The organism is Acinetobacter sp. BD54 (assembly GCF_044778325.1).
GTDB lineage: Bacteria > Pseudomonadota > Gammaproteobacteria > Pseudomonadales > Moraxellaceae > Acinetobacter > Acinetobacter baumannii.
The window spans coordinates 391,301-409,292 of the sequence record NZ_JANJEP010000002.1 but is presented as its reverse complement, the minus strand read 5'-3'; the positions used below and the strand labels follow the sequence as shown (position 1 = coordinate 409,292).

Genomic DNA, 17,992 nt, shown 5'->3' with positions numbered 1-17,992 from the left:
TTAAAATTCTACTAAATCAAATAGAATATTTAAAAAATTTAAAAATAATCTTGATTAGCTTTTATAATATTAGCTTGAATAAAATTATGTTTTTGATTATGATTAATTTGATTAAAATTTTAAAATCTATATCAAGTAATAATTAGTTTCAATTATATGGAAATGTAATGTCAAAAAAAGAAGATATTATAAATACTGCTTTAGAACTTTTTAACCAAATTGGTTACAATGCTACAGGGGTAGACAAAATTATTGCTGAATCAAATGTAGCCAAGATGACTTTCTACAAATATTTTCCATCGAAAGAAAGTTTAATCATGGAGTGCCTACATCATCGAAATATTAATATACAAAATTCAATTTATGAAAAATTAAGCTTACATCCAGATGTGAGTCCAATTGAGAAAATACATCTAATTTTTAATTGGTATATTGACTGGGTTAATAGTGAGAATTTTAATGGTTGCCTATTCAAAAAGGCTTTTATTGAAGTGTCTAAACAATACACCTCAATTCGTGAACCATTTCAAGAATATACAAACTGGCTTATAAATTTATTAAATAGTTTATTAGTAGAGCTAGATGTTAAAGACCCTACTCCACTTACTCATATCATCATTTCAATTATTGATGGTATTATTATTGATGGGACAATTGATAAAGATCTGATTGATCCTTCTAAGAAATGGCAATATATTGAGTATTTAATTAAAACTGAAAATCTCTAATATTTTTTATGTATAAAATAATACTTTAAAAATTCAATTATATATTTTTCTATTATTAAATTAGAATATAATATTTAAAAATATTTTTAAATTAAAATAAATAAAATTTGTTTGGTAGATAATTTTCTACCTTTTTAGACAAACTCATATTAGAATTCTGCAACCTTATTGTCTCCCACATCTCTATGAAAAAGTTTTTAGGCAATTCTATCTTCAAAGCAGTTGGTTGGACCTATGATGCAGATCCTACCATTCTTGAGAAAAAACAAGTTATTATCGGTTTTGAACATACTTCTAACCTTGATGCGATCTTATCAATTGCTTTGTTTCAAATATTAGATTTAAAAATTCATACACTAATAAAAAAAGAACTTTTCAAAGGTCCAATGAAGACTATCCTTGAAAAGCTAGGTGGCATTCCCGTTGACCGAAAAGCAAGCAAAGATATCGTCTCTCAAATGGTCGAAAAATTCCAAAGTAGCGATACATTTAATCTAGTGATTGCACCTGAAGCAACGCGTGCCAAAGATGGATCGGAACGCAAACCTATTCGTACCGGTTTTTGGCATATTGCTAAGGCAGCAAATGTTCCGATTGTGCTGATGTATGCAAATGCAAGAACTAAAAAAGGCGGTATTTTAGGTAAGATTTATCCTACCGATTTGCAGAAAGATCTTGAAACGATTAAAGAACTTTATGCGCAATATGATATTGATGTGAAAATTAACTAGCTAACTCTCTCATGAAATTTGAGCCTATATTTTTATGTAAATTTAGGCTCTCTAAGCTTATTTAATTGACTAACAAAACGTAAGGCAACAGTTTTCAAGAAAACCATGCCTATGCTAATATTCTGTCACTTTTGCATTTTTTAATTTTTGGAGTTCACTTCCATGGCGGGTCATTCTAAATGGGCCAATATTAAGCATCGTAAAGCGAAACAAGATGCCAGTCGCGGTAAAGTTTTTACTAAATATATTCGTGAAATTGTCACTGCTGCAAAACTTGGTGGTGCAGATCCTGCCAGTAACCCTCGCCTTCGTGCTGTTGTCGAAAAAGCGCTTTCTGTCAACATGACACGAGATACCATTAACCGTGCAATTCAACGCGGTGTGGGTGGTGAAGATAATGATGATTTAAAAGAAGTAACCTACGAAGGTTATGGTGTAGGTGGTGTTGCTGTTCTTGTTGAAACAATGACAGACAACCTGAACCGTACAGTTCCAGATGTTCGCCATTGTTTCAGCAAAACTAATGGTAACTTAGGTACCGCAGGTTCTGTTGCTTACCTATTTACCAAACGTGGTGAGATTACTTTTGACGATGTTTCTTTAGAAGATAAGATCATGGACGTTGCTTTAGAAGCTGGTGCAGAAGATATTGAAGTTTCAGAAGATGAAATTTTAGTAATCACTTCTCCAGAGACTTTTGGTGAGGTTCAAGATGCTCTTGCAGCTGCTGGTTTAAAATCAGACAATGCTGAAGTAGTGATGAGCCCTTCTACTAAAGCAGAAATCACTGATATTGATCAAGCTAAACAAGTGATGAAACTCATTGATATGCTTGAAGATTTAGACGATGTACAAAACGTTTATACAAACGTTGAGTTTAGTGATGAAGTTTTAGCGCAACTTGATGCCTAAGACGAGAAAACGCACCAACTGGTGCGTTTTTTTATACTTTATTTAATAAGTTATAACAGTTAAATACATTGTATTCTTTAATGACAAAGCTCGAATGCAGAGCAACGACATTATCAATTTTACCAATCCGTCTTAATAAAATTTCGCTGTAGTCGTCCATATTACGTGCAACTAATTCAAGAATAAAATCGGCGCTTTGACCAGTCACCAAAAAAGCATTTGTTACTTCAGGAATGGCTTCAATTTCAGAAAGAAATTTATCAAATGTCTCACTATCATGCTTGCTTAAAGAGACTTGTAGCAAAATATGCAAAGTAAAACCCAATTTGCTAAAGTTAATTTCTCTTTTGAGTTGCCCCATGATATTAGCTTCAATCAAGTGTTTAATTCGGCGATGAACAGAACTAACTGAAAGATTAATCCGTTCTGAAAGCTCATTCAAATTCAGGTCTTCATGAGACAAAATTTCCAGAATTTGTTTATCAAAACGGTCTAACTCCATTCTTTGCTCCAATTAACACGCTTTATAAATTACAGTATATCCTAAAGCTAAGCCTACTTTGGAAATCAAATATCATTAAAAGAGAGAATAAAGCTTTACCACCCTCTTAACTTAACTTTTGCTTGTTAACTGTGCAGTAGTATAACGTTCATAGCGCATTTTCAATTGCTTATAGCCTATAACTCTTCAATGATTTAATTAGTATATGAATAAAAACATATTTAATTTTTAAAAATTTTATAATTTCTTAATTAAAATCAATGAGTTTAAATAATTTTAAAAAGTTGGCACTCTTTTTGTTATGCACATATTGGAAATCTTTTATATCCAATGTGGGGAATGCCTGTGAAAAATATCAAAACATTAATTCTTGCAATGAGCACTATCAGCTTAACTGGTGTAGTTATGCCAGCTCATGCTGCTACTGATGCGGAAGTAGATGCTTTACGCAAAGAAGTTAGTGAGTTAAAGCAACTGGTCCAGCAATTATCAAATCAGCAAAAAGCGGTAACTGTAGTAAATACTCCAACAGTGCCGCCAACTACAATTGCAGCAAGCTTACCCGTTCCTCAGAGCAAACCGGGTTGGATGCAAATGCCTGATGGCCAAACGCAAGTCAAGCTTTATGGGAATGTCCGTGTAGATGCAACCTATGACTTTAAAGGGTCAAATGGCAGCATTTCAAATAGTGCTAACTACCCTTTAAATAAAGATGACCCAAGACAGGACTCATTAAATGTATCTGCAGCGACTACACGCATTGGGTTAGATCTTACTCGACCTACACAATACGGCGATTTAACAGGCAAAATTGAAGCCGATTTTATGGGAGGCAATGGCGATAATGGCAGTGGAACTTTCCGTGTACGCCATGCCTATATGTCTTTAGGCAAATGGTTAGCTGGTCAAACCACTTCACCTTTCGTCAATACAGATACTTCTCCGGAAACACTAGACTTTACCGGTGCAGTAGGTACAGGAACCACACGTACTGTACAGGTTCGCTATACTCAACCAATTAATGCTCAACAAAAAATATTAGTTGCCTTAGAAGGTGGTGATGTTGAAAAAGTGAGTAATGCTGCTGGAGGAAGCCGTTTCCCTGCTCTAACAACTCGTTATGATTTCAAAACCGCAGATAATAAAGGCTTATTACAGCTTCATGGTCTTGTCCATGAAAATCGAGTAGCGCCTAAAGATAGTTCATCTGAAGAAAAATTTGGCTGGGGTGTAGGCATCGGTGGCAAGTACGATATCACGCCTCAGGATAGTGTGGTTGCCAACTATTATCATGTTAAAGGTGATGGCCGCTATTTATCTTATAGCAACTCTGCGTATGCATACGATACAACTACTCAAGATATCAACTTAGGTGAATTTGATAGTGCGGTGATCGGCTACCAACGGAAATGGAGCCCTATTCTCCGCTCTACTTTCGCAATAGGCGGTATTCAATATAAAGATGATAGCGTCTATGCAAATAGCAATTTAACTAATACTAGCTATAACAAAGAAATTTATAACGCTTTGGTCAACTTAATCTGGAATCCGGTTAAAAATATTGATTTAGGTGCAGAATATACTTACGGCCAGCGTGAAACTTTTGCAGGTGATAAAGGTGATTACTCACGCATAAATTTATTAGCAAAATATAATTTCTAAAATTTAGATGTAAAAAAAGAGCCACTCATGGCTCTTTTTTATTGTCACAATTAGTGCATTGCCTGAATTTTTTCCAAGAAAATTTTAGCGCGCTCATGACGTGCTTCTAAATTATCAAAGAATTCATGGGTTGGGCAATCTTCAAGAATTTTACCTTCATCCATAAAAATTAAACGGTTAGATACGCGTTTTGCAAAGCCCATTTCATGTGTTACACACATCATGGTCATACCTTCATGAGCAAGTTGCACCATCACTTCAAGAACCTCACCTACCATTTCAGGGTCGAGTGCCGAAGTAGGTTCATCAAACAACATACAGATTGGGTCCATTGATAAGCCACGGGCAATAGCAACACGCTGTTGCTGACCACCAGAAAGTTGCCCTGGAAATTTATCCTTATGGGCAAGCAGACCTACACGTTCTAAATATTTAAGACCTTTTTCACGCGCTTCTGCAACTGAACGTTTTAAAACTTTTACTTGGGCAATGGTTAAATTTTCCAAAACAGTCATGTGAGGAAAAAGTTCAAAATGCTGGAACACCATTCCTACCCGAGAACGGAACTTTGCAAGATCAGTTTTCGGATCTTTTAGTGAAACCCCATCAACAATAATGTCGCCTTGCTGAAACGGCTCTAAAGCATTTACAGTTTTAATGAGCGTTGATTTGCCTGAACCGGATGGCCCACAAACAACAACGACATCACCTTTTTCAATACTCGTCGTGCAATCTGTTAAAACCTGAAAATCACCATACCATTTAGAGATATGTTGGATGTCTATCATTGGCATTTAAAATCTCCAATTAGCGAATGATGGCAATTTTTTTCTGCAAACGTTTGACTAATTGCGATAGCACAAACGAGCTACAGAAATACACCACAGCGACGATTAAATAGAATGTTGCTTTCGTTTCAGGACCATAGGTATTAGCCAAAGTATCTGCACGACCTAAGAAGTCTGGTGCACTAATGACATAAACTAATGACACATCCTGAAATAAAATGATGGTTTGAGTAAGTAATACCGGAAGCATATTGCGAAAGGCCTGCGGTAACACCACGTAACGCATGGATTGTCCATAGGTAAAACCTAAAGCGTAGCCTGCATTGACTTGCCCTTTTGAAATAGACTGAATACCCGAACGTACAATTTCCGAGAAAAACGCAGCTTCAAAAATGGCAAAAGTCACAACGCTGGAAAATAATGGCCCCCAATACGTATCTGATTGAAACTCAAATATCTTTGGCAACAAGAAATAAAAAATAAAAATAACCTGAATTAATGGGATACCACGGAATAAATCTACATAGAACTTGGCAAAGTTACTTGCAAGGGCGTTGTTGGATAAACGCATCATTGCCAAAGGAGTTCCAATGAGGATGCCCCCCATCATTGCAAGCACGGTTACGGTAAGTGTAAAAATAAATCCTTCTTTTAATGCCGCAATAACATCAGGATTATGCAATAGAGAAAAATCCATAATTATTTTCCTCCCGAGCCTAAACCTGGTACAGCCATGCGTTTTTCAATCCATGCCATTATAAATTTAATGGTGTATGTAATGATTAAATAGACAGGTGTAGACAGAATAAGAATGATAATGTCCTGTGAAGTCTCTTCACGCATGGTTTTGGTATAAGCAAAGAAATTTAAAACACTTAAGGCATATAAAACTGCCGAGTTTTTAAAGACGTTCATTGCTTCTGACGTAATCGTTGGCCATACCGTACGGTACGCAACTGGCAAAATCACATAACGATAACTTTGAGCGGTGGTAAATCCCATAGCCGATGCCGCAAACTTTTGACCACGAGAAACCGTGTTAATTCCTGCTCTAACATGCTCCGAAACACGCGCCGCAGTATAAAGGCCTAAAGCAAAAACACCGATAACAGCGGGTTGTTGATTTAAAATGTTTTTCCACCATCCCCCTGCTACAACATCTCCACTTCCTGCACTTAAACTGTCCGGTAAGAACTCCGGAAAAACAAAAGCCCAGAAGAATAACTGTACAATTAATGGAATATTACGGAATATTTCGACATAGCAGTTGCCGATAAAAGCAAGTGGTTTATTGGGTAAAGTACGAATTACCCCGAGGAGAGAACCTAATAAAAATGCGATAAGAAAGGCTACAATGGCAGTCCAAACCATAGTAAAGACACCAGAACCTAACATTTGTAACCATGTGGGCGCCTCAGCATAGGCATTGTAGCTAGAACTACCAATAACCTTACAAACTGATTCTGCCCATGCGGCTTTATCGACACCATATTCATTAGACTCCGCACAGAATATAGTCCAGTTTAGTGAGCCGACTGACATGTTTGCCCCTTAAATTAATATCTTTAGAAAATAGACCACTTGTGCAAATGAATTTTTACACCTGCACAAGTAAATTTAGGACAAAAAGATCCAGTTAGATTCCTGCATCTGTTGGGTGAGCTTTGAGTTTTTTATAAGATGAACTTTGTTGCATGTTCAAATTAGTATTTTTCGGTGGAATTGGCGATAAGAACCATTTTTTATATAAAGCATCCATTTGACCAGTTTTCCATAAGTTATTTACAGTACGGTCAGCAATTGCTTTAAATTTTGGATCATCTTTTGCAATCATAATGCCATAAGGTTCTGATGAAAGTACTGGACCAACAATTGCAAATGCTTTAGGTGTAGAAGACTTAGCAATTAAGCCTGCTAAAATATTATCATCCATTACAAATGCAGCAGCGCGTCCAGATGCCATCATGGCAAAAGAGTCAGCATGGTCTTTACCATAAATATTTTGTACATTAATTGCTTGGCCTTTTTCATTCATCTTAATGTACTTGTCAGATGTAGTACCTTGAGTAGTAACAACTGCTTTACCATTTAAGTCTGCCAAACTTTTAATACCAGAGTTTGCTTTAACAGCCATGCGTACTTCTGTTGCATAGTAGTTAGTTGAGAAACCCACTTGTTGCTGACGCTGTTTAGAGTTTGTGGTGGTACCACATTCCATATCAATATTGCCCGCTAAAAGCTCAGGAATACGTGTTGATGAAGTTACTGCCTTGTATTCAACTTTTAAACCAGGCATTTTCAATTCTTTTTTAATATCATTTGCAAACTGGTTACAAATGTCGACTGCATAACCTACTGGTTTACCTGCAACAACATATGAAATCGGGTCAGACGATTCTCGATGGCCAATAACGATTTTCCCAGTACTTTTAATTTTAGCTAATGTATCTGCTGCCTGAATTTGAGAAGTAGCACCAACCGTACAAAGCATAACTGTTGAAACAATGAGAGAGGTTGCAGAACGTTTCATAAGAACTCCTTGATGATCATTCCCTCTATTTGTCTACAGAATCATTCATATAGAGAAATAGAGTGATTTATTATTAAATTGCAATTATCGAGCCAACTTTTCCAAGTAGGACACGTCCATTTGCTTCACTTATTATTTATCTGTTTCGCAGAATTAATACCTTTAAAACTGCTCACATGTTTCTACTTTAATCTATGTTTTAATCTTCTGTCTATTATTAAGCTCATCTATTTACACTTAAATGTGGCAATTATTGATTACAATGTAAACACATGCACAATAAAGTGGCTTAAATTTTTCTAAAAACTGTTTTTAGCAAAAGTAACTTTTATCCCAAAAATAAAAGATCAAATTTATTAGTAGCTTATACTTAAGTTGAATAAACAGTAATAAATATTAAATTAAGCATCAAAATAATGTACATAAATGTTTTATTAAAAATCATTTATAAAATTGATAGTAATATTTTTTAAGTATCTTTAAAGTTAAAAAAATAAAAAAGCCCCGATTTTATCGGAGCTTTTAAAAACTAAAATTTAAATTCCTCGCCAGTCAACCCGTGCATTACGTTCAGTTTGATATATTCTTAAAACGTACTGTCCAAGCGGCAAATCAAGTAAATATTTCTGATAATTACTCCAATCGGGCGATACTTCCCCATCTTCTTCCCTTTCCCATGGTGTACCTTTTATTTCTAATAAAGGTGCAAGCATAGAACATACTGAAATATCAGCGAGGCTTAAGCGGTCACCAACCATATAACGTGCTTGGTTTTCAATTAAATAATGGTTTAACTCATTAATGAGTTCATCCATGCGTCCTTTTGACTGACTTACGAGCTCTTCTTCAAGCTTATAATTTTTCTTGACTAGAGTCTTGAGAAACGGTTTTGATATTTTCTCAAACTGTCGTAAGTAGCCTTGTTCGCCCATCATAATCTCTAGAGCATGATCTCCTTGAGCTAAAGTATGAGCAAGTGCCCAACGACGTACATGCACCCCAAGTTCATCTGCCAAACTATCAATTTTAAGAGTTTGCTGTCTAAGTTGTTCATCACGGCGTAAAAGTGCATGTTCCGGATAAGTATCATCCAGATAAAGCGCAATTTTAGTCGACTCAGCAATCCAGCGATGGTCATCTTTTAAAATCGGCAACAAATTTTGACCTGTTTTAAGTTGTGCAAAAGCACGGTGAAATCCAGGAATCAAATTATGTGCAACGTAATCAAGTTCTTTATGGTCTAACAACCAGCGAGCTTTTTCACAATAATGAGACAAAGGAAACTGATACAAAACCCGCATAAAATCTCCACGTTTATTTTTATTTGACTATTCGTACAAAAATCGTCTTCGGTAAGTAGATACTTTAGAAGCTATTTTTAATGAAAACAATGGATATTGTGCTCATTTTTCACTGACAGTTAGGTCTATATTTTTTATATCTTTTTTTACCGTACTTATAGCTCTTTTTCATATTAAAAACTTTTTAGTTATTCATTTTACAAATAAAAATTATAATTTATTGATTTTTAATATATTTCTATATCTATATTTATCTATTAAAAATCAAAAAAAGTGCTTTGCATTTTTATTCATAAGCTGAGCATAAGTCCTCGTTTAGTGGAAAAATATTTCTTTTGTAAGGTAATGACAGCAATACAAGGTGTCATTATGTCTAATTCTCTATCTAAAACGACGGCATACGTCCAAGTCATTCAGAATGATCAACAAGCAATTAATGCTGCTTATCAAGTGGCTGATTTTGCTTTAGAGGGTCGTAATACACGTGATCAACAACGCTTATTACCGCATGAGCAAATCGAAAGCTTTAGCCAAAAAGGCTTAGGCGGAATTCGTATTGCAAAAAAATACGGCGGTGCTTTCGTTTCCAATAAAACACTGGCACAAGTTTTCCGTATTTTAAGTAAAGGTGATGCAAATGTTGGTCAGATTCCACAAAATCAGATTAGCCTGTTAAACCTGATTGAAATCATGGGTACAGAACAACAAAAACAATTTATCTTTTCAGAAATATTAGCCGGTAAACGTCTTGCCAACGGTGGTCCCGAACGAAATACCCATGACTCAAAAACCTTAAAAACCACGCTTACTATTGAAAACGGCAAATATGTTTTAAACGGCGAAAAGTTTTATTCGACGGGAACAAGTTTTGCGCATTGGCTCGCAATTAAAGCGGTTCATCCTGAAGGTCATGTGGTTTTAGTCATTGTGAATCGAGATGCTCAAGGCATTGAAATTATTAATGACTGGAATGGGTTTGGTCAACGTACTACAGCGAGCGGTACAGTTAAATTAAATCAAGTTGAAATTAATCCTGAACTTATTTTTGATGAGCGATTATTAACACAATTTCCAACCTATCGCGGTGCGTATTCGCAGTTATTACAAGTGGCAATTGATGTCGGTATTGCGGAAGCTGCTTTTGAAGATACTTTATCGACTATACACAAAGCGCGCCCCATTATTGATGCAAATGTTGAAAAAGCCAGCTTTGAACATTACACCCTACAAGAGGTGGGTAAGTTAAATATTTTACTCGACGCAGCAATTTTACTGCTTGATGAAGCTGCTGAATATTTAGATGAACTTGATCAACTTCAAACGGTGACTGACGAACAAGTAGCAAAAGCTTCAATTTTGGTCGCAGAAGCAAAAGTCTATGCCAATGACGCTGCCCTACAAATCTCAGAAAAACTACTAGAGCTAGGCGGTAGCCGTTCAAGTTTAAGCCAACATAATTTAGATCAACATTGGCGAAATGCCCGTGTACATACCTTACACGACCCTGTTCGCTGGAAATTACATGCCATTGGCAATTATTACCTTAATGGTCATTTCCCTGCCCGCCATGCCTGGATTTAAGGAGCAATTGTCATGACTTCATATCAATCGGTTCAAACTAAACAAACATCGGCATCTGGCCAAGCGCACATTATTCAAAATGATGCTGAAGCATTAGAAATTGCCAAACAGTTTGCTGAGCAATTTAAAAAAACCGCAGTTGAGCGAGACGCTAAGCGAATTTTACCGTATACCGAAATTGATGCTTTGAGCCAGTCTGGACTTTGGGCAATTACAGTACCAAAGCAATATGGCGGTGCCGAAGTTTCAAGTCATACTGTTGCTAAAGTGATTGCACTTTTAAGCGGTGCAGATGGTTCAATCGGGCAAATTCCACAAAACCACTTCTATGCATTAGAAGTGTTACGCAATACAGGTACAGAAACTCAGAAACAACGTTTATACGGCGAAGTGTTAAATGGCACCCGCTTTGGTAATGCACTTGCTGAGTTTAAAACTAAAACTTCAACCCATAAACAAACTAACATTCGTCCGCATGAAAATGGTTATCTCATTCAAGGTGAAAAGTTTTACTGCACAGGAAGTTTATTTGCTCACCGTATCCCAACCTTAGTTTTAGACGATGCAGGACGTGAGTATCTGGCATTTGTAAAAAGTGGTTCACAAGGATTAAAACTTGTAGATGACTGGTCTGGCTTTGGGCAAAAAACCACAGGCAGCGGTACAGTTAAATTTGATCAGGTTTTTGTCGATGCAGATGATGTCATTCCTTTTGATACTGCATTTTTACAACCAACCTTAGTCGGACCTTTTGCGCAAATTATGCATGCATCGATTGAGGTAGGCATTGCACGTGCAGCCTTTGAAGAAAGCTTGCAAAGAGTGCATCAAGCTCGCCCCTGGATTGATTCAAATTTAGAAACAGCCAACCAAGATCCTTTAACGATTTATGAACTAGGACGCATTGCGGTAGATGTACGAGCTAGTGAAGTCCTATTAAAACAGGCAGCTCAATCAATTGATGCCGCAAAAATTGAAACCACACCTGAAAGCATTGCTAAAGCATCCATTGATGTGGCTAAAGTACGTGCTCATAGTACCGATATCGCACTCAAAGCATCGTCTAAGCTGATTGAACTTGCTGGTAGCCGTGGTAGTCAGTCTCAAGATGGCCTAGACCGTTTCTGGCGTAATGCGCGAGTACATACGTTGCATGATGCCGCAAGATGGAAATATTACTTTATTGGGAACTACGTTCTTAACGGTGTGCTTCCACCTCGTCGGGGGACATTGTAATGGCAGATTTCAAAGCAAAAGAGATTTTATTAAACGCCTTTGACATGAACTGTGTTGGGCATATCAATCATGGCTTATGGACACATCCACGTGATGAATCACATCGTTTTAACGAATTGAGCTATTGGACAGAACAGGCCAAAACTTTAGAAAATGGTTTATTTGATGGTTTGTTTATCGCTGATATTACAGGTGTGTATGACGTCTATCAAAACGGTATAGATCTCACTTTAAAAGAGTCCATTCAGCTTCCGAGCCATGACCCATCTACACTCATTTCAGCAATGGCGGCAGTCACTCAAAACTTAAGTTTTGGGGTCACTGTGAACTTAAGCTATGAGCATCCATATCAATTTGCTCGCCGCTTTGCAAGTCTCGACCATTTAACTCAAGGTCGTATTGGCTGGAATATTGTTACAGGTTATCTAGATAGTGCAGAACGCTTAATTGGTCAAAAGGGTTTAAAAGACCACGATGCCCGCTATGAGCAAGCTGAAGAGTTTTTAGAACTTTGCTATAAATATTGGGAAGGTTCATGGGAAAACGACGCAGTTAAAAAAGATAAAGCACGGCGTGTTTTTACAGACCCATCTAAGGTGCATACCATTCACCACCATGGAAAGTATTACCAGAGTGAAGGCGTGTTTCAGGTATCTCCTTCTGTGCAACGCACTCCAACCCTATTTCAAGCAGGTGCTTCACCTAAAGGTATGCAGTTTGCAACACGTCATGCTGAATGTGTATTTATTGGCGGGGATAAACCCGAAAAGATACGCGAACAAGTGAAAAAGATTCGTACTCTTGCCGAACAGCAAGGACGCTCACCGAACGATATTAAAGTGTTTGTCGGCATAACTGTTGTTGTGGCCGAAACACATGATCTGGCTGTACAAAAACTTAATGAATATCGTCAGTATGCGAGCCCTGAAGCAGGTTTAGCGCATTATGCGAGTTCAACAGGCATTGACTTAAGTAAGTTTGCTGACGATGAAGCGATTCCTTACCAAAAAAGTAACAGCATAGTTTCGATTACCGAAAAGTTTAAAGAACAGCAAATCACAAAAAATGACTTAAAAGCTCAGCATGTTTTAGGTGGTCGTTATCCCCTCATCGTAGGTAGTGGCGAAGAGGTTGCTGAATACTTAATTCATCTTTTAGATGAGACTGATATTGATGGCTTTAATTTGACACGTACAGTTGCCCCTGAGTCTCACCATGACTTTATACGCTTGGTCATTCCAGAGCTACAACAACGTGGTCGCTATAAAACTGCATATAAAACGGGTTCACTACGGAACAAAATTTTTAATCGGGGTGATCACTTACCAGAACAGCACCCTGTTCAAGCGTTCCGATGTAGTCCCTATAACAACAGCAAAAACTTAACAAAAATTGAAGAAATAACCGCTTAAATTTGGAGATAGACATGGCTCAAACAGCCTCTAAAAAATGGCTAGGCATAGGCTTAGTCGTTGTAGTCCTTTTTGTTGCTTTGTTCCTATGGAATAAACATCGTCAAAGTGGCTCAAATGAACTTGTGATTGGCATTAGTCCACCATTTGCAAAACCTTTACAAGCTGCTGCCGATGAAGCAAAGAAACAAGGTTTAAATGTAAAACTGGTCGAATTTTCTGACTGGAATACCCCAAACATTACCTTAAATCATGGGGATATTGATGCGAACTTTTTCCAGCATCAACCCTTCTTAGACAATGCAATTAAAGAAACTGGCTTTAAGTTAAAGGCATTTGCAGTGGGCGCAGCCTCACATGTGGGACTTTATTCAAAGAAATATAAAAGTCTTGATGAATTGCCACAAAACGCACGCGTAGTCATTCCAAATGATCCGGTGAACCAAGGTCGTGCCCTACTTCTTTTACAACAAGCTAAGTTAATTGCGCTTAAAGATTCAAATAATCACTTATCTGCACTCAAAGATGTTGTTTCAAACCCTAAAAATTTGCAATTTATTGAGGTTGAAGGACCACAGACTGCTCGTGCAATTGATGATGTTGACTTGGCTTTTGGCTATCCACATTACTTGCGCTTAGCAAAAACAGCTGACCCTAATAGTGCACTTTTACTGGATGACAATACCAATAAACGTTATGCCATTTTGTTTGTAGTGCGTGATGACTATCAAGATAAGGGCGACAAATTAAAGAAATTTGTTGAGATCTATCAAAACTCGCCAAAAGTTAAAGCTGTGTTAGACGCTGAAATTGGGCCAAAACTTTGGTTCCCTGGCTGGAAGTAATAACGGAAAGATTATGGCGATTCAGTTCAAACAGCATAAGCCTTGGTTACTCGGAATTACGATTTTAATCGTAGTTCTGGGCCTTGTCGGTTACCGTTATATTAAAAATAAACAAGCCGATGATGTTTTAACGATTGGCATTAGCCCGCCTTATGCTGAGCTATTACAAAGCGTTGCCAATGAAGTAGAAAAGCAAGGCGTTCATGTCAAACTCGTTGAATTTTCTGATTGGCGAGCACCCAATGTTGCCGTACAAAACGGCGATATTGATGCAAACTTTTTCCAGCAAAGCGTATTTCTACGTAATGCTGTTAAAGAAACGGGTTATGACTTACATGCATTTGGTGTGGGTTCAGGAAGTCATGTGGGTTTATATTCAAAAAAATATAAATCACTTGAAGATTTACCTTTAAATGCACGTGTTGCCATTCCAAATGATCCGGTTAATTTAGCCCGTGCTTTAATTTTATTGCATCGTGCTGGCTTAATTCAGCTTAAAGATATAAATAATGAGCTTTCAACCACTCAAGACATTATAGCTAATCCTAAACAGCTGAGCTTTGTTGAAGTTGAAGGCCCACAGACAGCACATGCCTATAACGATGTCGATTTAATTTTCGGCTTCCCCCACTACTTAAAAATGGCAAAGGTAACTGACCCACATAGCGCATTATTTTTAGATCCAATCGATAAAAAATATGCAATTTTGTTTGTGACTCGTCGCGATTACCAAGACAAAAACCAAAAACTTGTAACCTTTGTTAAAGCATTCCAGAACTCAAAACAAGCACAAGATATTCTGGATAAAGACTTTGGTAAAGGTATGTGGTTTCAAGGCTGGAAATAAGGAGAATGACGATGGTGAGTTTTGGATCACAAGTTGATTTTTCTCTACCCCATATCAAAATTCGTGGTTTAAATAAGTTTTACCAATCTCAAGGTCAAAAACTGCACGCTTTAAAAGAGATTAACCTTGATATTCCTCAAGGTAAGATTTTAGGCATTATTGGTAAAAGTGGTGCAGGAAAATCTTCCTTACTTCGTACATTAAATGGTTTAGAACAAGTAAATACTGGCAGCATTCATATTCATCAACAAAACATTGCTGAATTGAGCCATTCCGAGCTTATTCAAACCCGTCAACGAATTGGAATGATTTTTCAACATTTCAATTTAATGTCGGCAAAAACAGTTTGGGAAAACGTGGCATTGCCCTTAAAAGTTTCCAATTACAACAAAGCAGATATCGACCAACGCGTAAATGAGGTTCTAGCTCTCGTAGGTCTAGCAGATAAATCTAACTATTATCCATCACAACTTTCTGGCGGACAAAAGCAACGTGTTGGTATTGCGCGCGCACTTGTTCACCACCCAGAAATTTTACTGTGTGACGAGGCAACCTCAGCACTTGATCCAGAAAGTACTGCCACTATTTTGGCTTTGCTTAAAAAGATTAATCAGGAGCTGGGTCTCACCATTGTATTAATTACTCATGAAATGCAAGTGATTCGAGAAATTTGTGATCAAGTCGTGGTGATTGACCAAGGCGAGATTGTAGAGGCTGGGCAAGTTTGGTCGGTGTTTTCACGACCAGAACAACAAATTACTCAAGAACTGTTAAACCTTGAGCAGATCACTCTGCCTTTTAAAATCAAACCTCTACCCGATGAAAATTCGACTCATATTATTGTAAAACTGAAATATGAGGCTGAAGCACATCAGGTTCCAGATATCCAAGAACTACTTGCCAGATTCAAAGCACCAGTCAATTTATATCAAAGTCAGGTCGATACCATTCAAGGGCACATTATTGGTTCACTTTTAGTCGGTATTCCTAACGTAGAAATTGATCTTTCATCTATACAACAAAATGCATTAACAGCAATCGCACAATTTGAGGTACTTGGCTATGCAAGACCAGCTCATTGATTTATTAATTACTGGAACTGTAGATACCTTGCTCATGGTAGGCGCATCTGCATTCATTGCCTTTTTAATTGGCTTACCTATCGCTGTTATTTTAGTCAGCACTTCTGAACATGGCATTCACCCATCACAAAAGATTAATCAAGCTTTGGGTTGGGTCATCAACATTACTCGTTCTGTACCCTTTCTAATTTTAATGGTTGCACTTATTCCGCTTACTCGCTGGATTGTGGGTACAAGTTATGGCGTATGGGCAGCGGTTGTTCCCTTAACGATTGCGGCCATTCCGTTTTTTGCCCGTATTGCAGAAGTCAGCCTACGTGAAGTCGATCAAGGCTTAATTGAAGCTGCACAAGCCATGGGTTGTAACCGCAAACAAATTATCTGGCACGTACTTTTACCAGAGGCTTTGCCAGGTATTGTGGCAGGCTTTACAGTGACTATAGTGACAATGATTAATTCATCTGCGATTGCTGGTGCTATTGGTGCAGGTGGCTTAGGAGACATTGCTTATCGATATGGTTATCAACGTTTTGATATGCAAATTATGTTAGCCGTTATTTTAGTATTGATTGTTTTAGTCATGTTAGTACAAGCGACTGGTGATGCATTAGCCCAGCAACTCGATAAACGTAAAGTTTAAACACAACAGAACCCTGCTCTAGCCATGACTTTGTCATGGCTTTCATGTAAAATCAGCCACAATTTTTAATTTACACATTTGTGAGTGGTTTTCATGGGTTTTAATTGCGGTATTGTTGGTCTGCCAAATGTAGGGAAATCTACCCTTTTCAATGCATTAACTAAAGCAGCGATTGCAGCGGAAAACTTCCCGTTCTGTACCATTGAGCCAAACACAGGTATTGTTCCTGTTCCAGATCCACGTTTAGATAAACTTGCTGCAATTGTTAACCCTCAGCGTGTTTTACCAACCACTATGGAATTTGTGGATATTGCAGGTCTTGTTGCTGGTGCATCAAAAGGTGAAGGTTTGGGTAACCAGTTCCTTGCTAACATTCGTGAAACTGATGCAATTGCTCATGTGGTGCGTTGTTTCGAAGACGAAAACGTGATTCACGTTAATGGTAAAATTGATCCATTAGATGACATTGCAACTATCAATACTGAACTTGCACTTGCAGATCTTGAAACTGTTGCTAAAGCAATTTTACGTTTAACTAAAGTTGCTAAAGGCGGTGATAAAGAAGCTGTAGCAACTAAAGCAGTTTTAGAAAAAATCCAACCGTTACTTGACGAAGGTAAACCAGCTCGCGCGGCTGATTTGTCTGATGACGAACGCAAATTAATCCGTGGTTTTGGTTTAATGACTTTGAAACCAACCATGTACATTGCAAACGTTGCAGAAGACGGTTTTGAAAACAATCCACATTTAGAAGCTGTTAAAAAACTTGCTGCTGAAGAAAATGCGATTGTTGTGCCGCTTTGCAACCAAATCGAAGCTGAAATTTCATTATTAGAAGATGAAGATCGTGCTGAATTCTTAGAAGCAATGGGCATGGAAGAACCAGGCTTAAACGTAGTTATTCGTGCAGGCTATAAACTTTTAGGTTTACAAACTTATTTCACTGCCGGTGTACAAGAAGTTCGTGCATGGACAGTAAAAGTTGGTGCAACGGCTCCTCAAGCAGCTGGTGTTATCCATACTGATTTCGAAAAAGGCTTTATCCGTGCTGAAGTTGTTGCATATGATGACTTCGTACAATACAACGGTGAAAACGGCGCTAAAGAAGCAGGTAAATGGCGTTTAGAAGGTAAAACTTACGTTGTTCAAGACGGCGATGTAATGCACTTCCGTTTTAACGTTTAAGTTAAAGCTT

18 protein-coding genes are annotated in these 17,992 nt (G+C 37.5%); 12 read left to right on the top strand and 6 right to left on the bottom strand.

The features are described from left to right. The first annotated feature begins 167 nt into the window (after window positions 1–167). The 3 genes from NQ782_RS04705 (at window position 168) to NQ782_RS04695 (ending at window position 2,371) form a co-directional block, all read left to right on the top strand. Entirely contained in the window at window positions 168–728 is a 561-nt protein-coding gene (locus NQ782_RS04705) for a TetR/AcrR family transcriptional regulator (RefSeq protein ID WP_086230984.1), read from the top strand. Window positions 729–913: 185 nt separating this feature from the next. Next, window positions 914–1,459 carry a 1-acyl-sn-glycerol-3-phosphate acyltransferase gene (locus NQ782_RS04700; RefSeq protein WP_023896857.1) on the top strand — a complete coding sequence of 182 codons (546 nt, stop codon included), beginning with the start codon at window positions 914–916 and terminating at the stop codon, window positions 1,457–1,459. Window positions 1,460–1,621: 162 nt separating this feature from the next. Further along, the gene (locus tag NQ782_RS04695) at window positions 1,622–2,371 is read left to right on the top strand and encodes a YebC/PmpR family DNA-binding transcriptional regulator (protein WP_000907230.1); all 750 of its coding nucleotides are present in this window, start codon (window positions 1,622–1,624) and stop codon (window positions 2,369–2,371) included. Window positions 2,372–2,402: 31 nt separating this feature from the next. Here the strand turns inward: NQ782_RS04695 and NQ782_RS04690 are convergent, their stop codons facing one another. Then, complete coding sequence (locus tag NQ782_RS04690; RefSeq protein ID WP_000418050.1) at window positions 2,403–2,873, bottom strand: Lrp/AsnC family transcriptional regulator; 471 nt, start codon at window positions 2,871–2,873, stop codon at window positions 2,403–2,405. Window positions 2,874–3,218: 345 nt separating this feature from the next. Between NQ782_RS04690 and NQ782_RS04685 the strand changes: the two genes are divergently transcribed. Further along, window positions 3,219–4,535, top strand: a complete 1,317-nt coding sequence (locus tag NQ782_RS04685) for a DcaP family trimeric outer membrane transporter (protein WP_199983516.1) — start codon at window positions 3,219–3,221, stop codon at window positions 4,533–4,535. Between the two features lie 50 nt (window positions 4,536–4,585). Here NQ782_RS04685 and NQ782_RS04680 read toward each other — a convergent pair whose 3' ends face one another. The 5 genes from NQ782_RS04680 to NQ782_RS04660 all read right to left on the bottom strand — a co-directional run bounded on the left by NQ782_RS04680 (window position 4,586) and on the right by NQ782_RS04660 (window position 9,154). Continuing rightward, entirely contained in the window at window positions 4,586–5,329 is a 744-nt protein-coding gene (locus NQ782_RS04680) for an amino acid ABC transporter ATP-binding protein (RefSeq protein ID WP_001132006.1), read from the bottom strand. A gap of 13 nt (window positions 5,330–5,342) precedes the next feature. Then, the gene (locus NQ782_RS04675; protein ID WP_000347804.1) at window positions 5,343–6,020 is read right to left on the bottom strand and encodes an amino acid ABC transporter permease; all 678 of its coding nucleotides are present in this window, start codon (window positions 6,018–6,020) and stop codon (window positions 5,343–5,345) included. 2 nt (window positions 6,021–6,022) lie between these two features. Beyond that, window positions 6,023–6,865, bottom strand: coding sequence for an amino acid ABC transporter permease (locus NQ782_RS04670; protein ID WP_000110649.1), 843 nt, complete (start codon window positions 6,863–6,865; stop codon window positions 6,023–6,025). A gap of 94 nt (window positions 6,866–6,959) precedes the next feature. Then, window positions 6,960–7,853 carry an amino acid ABC transporter substrate-binding protein gene (locus NQ782_RS04665; RefSeq protein WP_000830363.1) on the bottom strand — a complete coding sequence of 298 codons (894 nt, stop codon included), beginning with the start codon at window positions 7,851–7,853 and terminating at the stop codon, window positions 6,960–6,962. Window positions 7,854–8,389: 536 nt separating this feature from the next. After that, window positions 8,390–9,154, bottom strand: coding sequence for a glutathione S-transferase family protein (locus NQ782_RS04660; RefSeq protein ID WP_001265503.1), 765 nt, complete (start codon window positions 9,152–9,154; stop codon window positions 8,390–8,392). A 345-nt stretch (window positions 9,155–9,499) separates the two neighbouring features. Here NQ782_RS04660 and NQ782_RS04655 point away from each other — a divergent pair, with 345 nt between their 5' ends. The 8 genes from NQ782_RS04655 (at window position 9,500) to ychF (ending at window position 17,982) form a co-directional block, all read left to right on the top strand. Next, complete coding sequence (locus NQ782_RS04655; RefSeq protein WP_086230985.1) at window positions 9,500–10,735, top strand: SfnB family sulfur acquisition oxidoreductase; 1,236 nt, start codon at window positions 9,500–9,502, stop codon at window positions 10,733–10,735. A gap of 12 nt (window positions 10,736–10,747) precedes the next feature. Beyond that, complete coding sequence (locus NQ782_RS04650; protein ID WP_004841414.1) at window positions 10,748–11,971, top strand: SfnB family sulfur acquisition oxidoreductase; 1,224 nt, start codon at window positions 10,748–10,750, stop codon at window positions 11,969–11,971. Further along, the gene (locus tag NQ782_RS04645) at window positions 11,971–13,383 is read left to right on the top strand and encodes an LLM class flavin-dependent oxidoreductase (RefSeq protein ID WP_002068535.1); all 1,413 of its coding nucleotides are present in this window, start codon (window positions 11,971–11,973) and stop codon (window positions 13,381–13,383) included. The genes NQ782_RS04650 and NQ782_RS04645 overlap by 1 nt, the downstream gene beginning before the upstream one ends. Before the next feature lie 14 nt (window positions 13,384–13,397). Then, window positions 13,398–14,228 carry a MetQ/NlpA family ABC transporter substrate-binding protein gene (locus NQ782_RS04640; RefSeq protein WP_057094563.1) on the top strand — a complete coding sequence of 277 codons (831 nt, stop codon included), beginning with the start codon at window positions 13,398–13,400 and terminating at the stop codon, window positions 14,226–14,228. A gap of 13 nt (window positions 14,229–14,241) precedes the next feature. Beyond that, window positions 14,242–15,075: a MetQ/NlpA family ABC transporter substrate-binding protein gene (locus tag NQ782_RS04635; protein ID WP_057094565.1), complete on the top strand. Its 834-nt coding sequence runs from the start codon at window positions 14,242–14,244 to the stop codon at window positions 15,073–15,075. A gap of 5 nt (window positions 15,076–15,080) precedes the next feature. Beyond that, window positions 15,081–16,157 carry a methionine ABC transporter ATP-binding protein gene (locus NQ782_RS04630; RefSeq protein ID WP_086230986.1) on the top strand — a complete coding sequence of 359 codons (1,077 nt, stop codon included), beginning with the start codon at window positions 15,081–15,083 and terminating at the stop codon, window positions 16,155–16,157. After that, window positions 16,138–16,797, top strand: a complete 660-nt coding sequence (locus tag NQ782_RS04625) for a methionine ABC transporter permease (protein ID WP_001153960.1) — start codon at window positions 16,138–16,140, stop codon at window positions 16,795–16,797. The genes NQ782_RS04630 and NQ782_RS04625 overlap by 20 nt, the downstream gene beginning before the upstream one ends. A 93-nt stretch (window positions 16,798–16,890) precedes the next feature. Then, window positions 16,891–17,982 (top strand): redox-regulated ATPase YchF, encoded by a 1,092-nt coding sequence (ychF, locus tag NQ782_RS04620; RefSeq protein WP_000506572.1) that lies wholly within the window; start codon window positions 16,891–16,893, stop codon window positions 17,980–17,982. The last annotated feature ends 10 nt before the right edge of the window (window positions 17,983–17,992 follow it).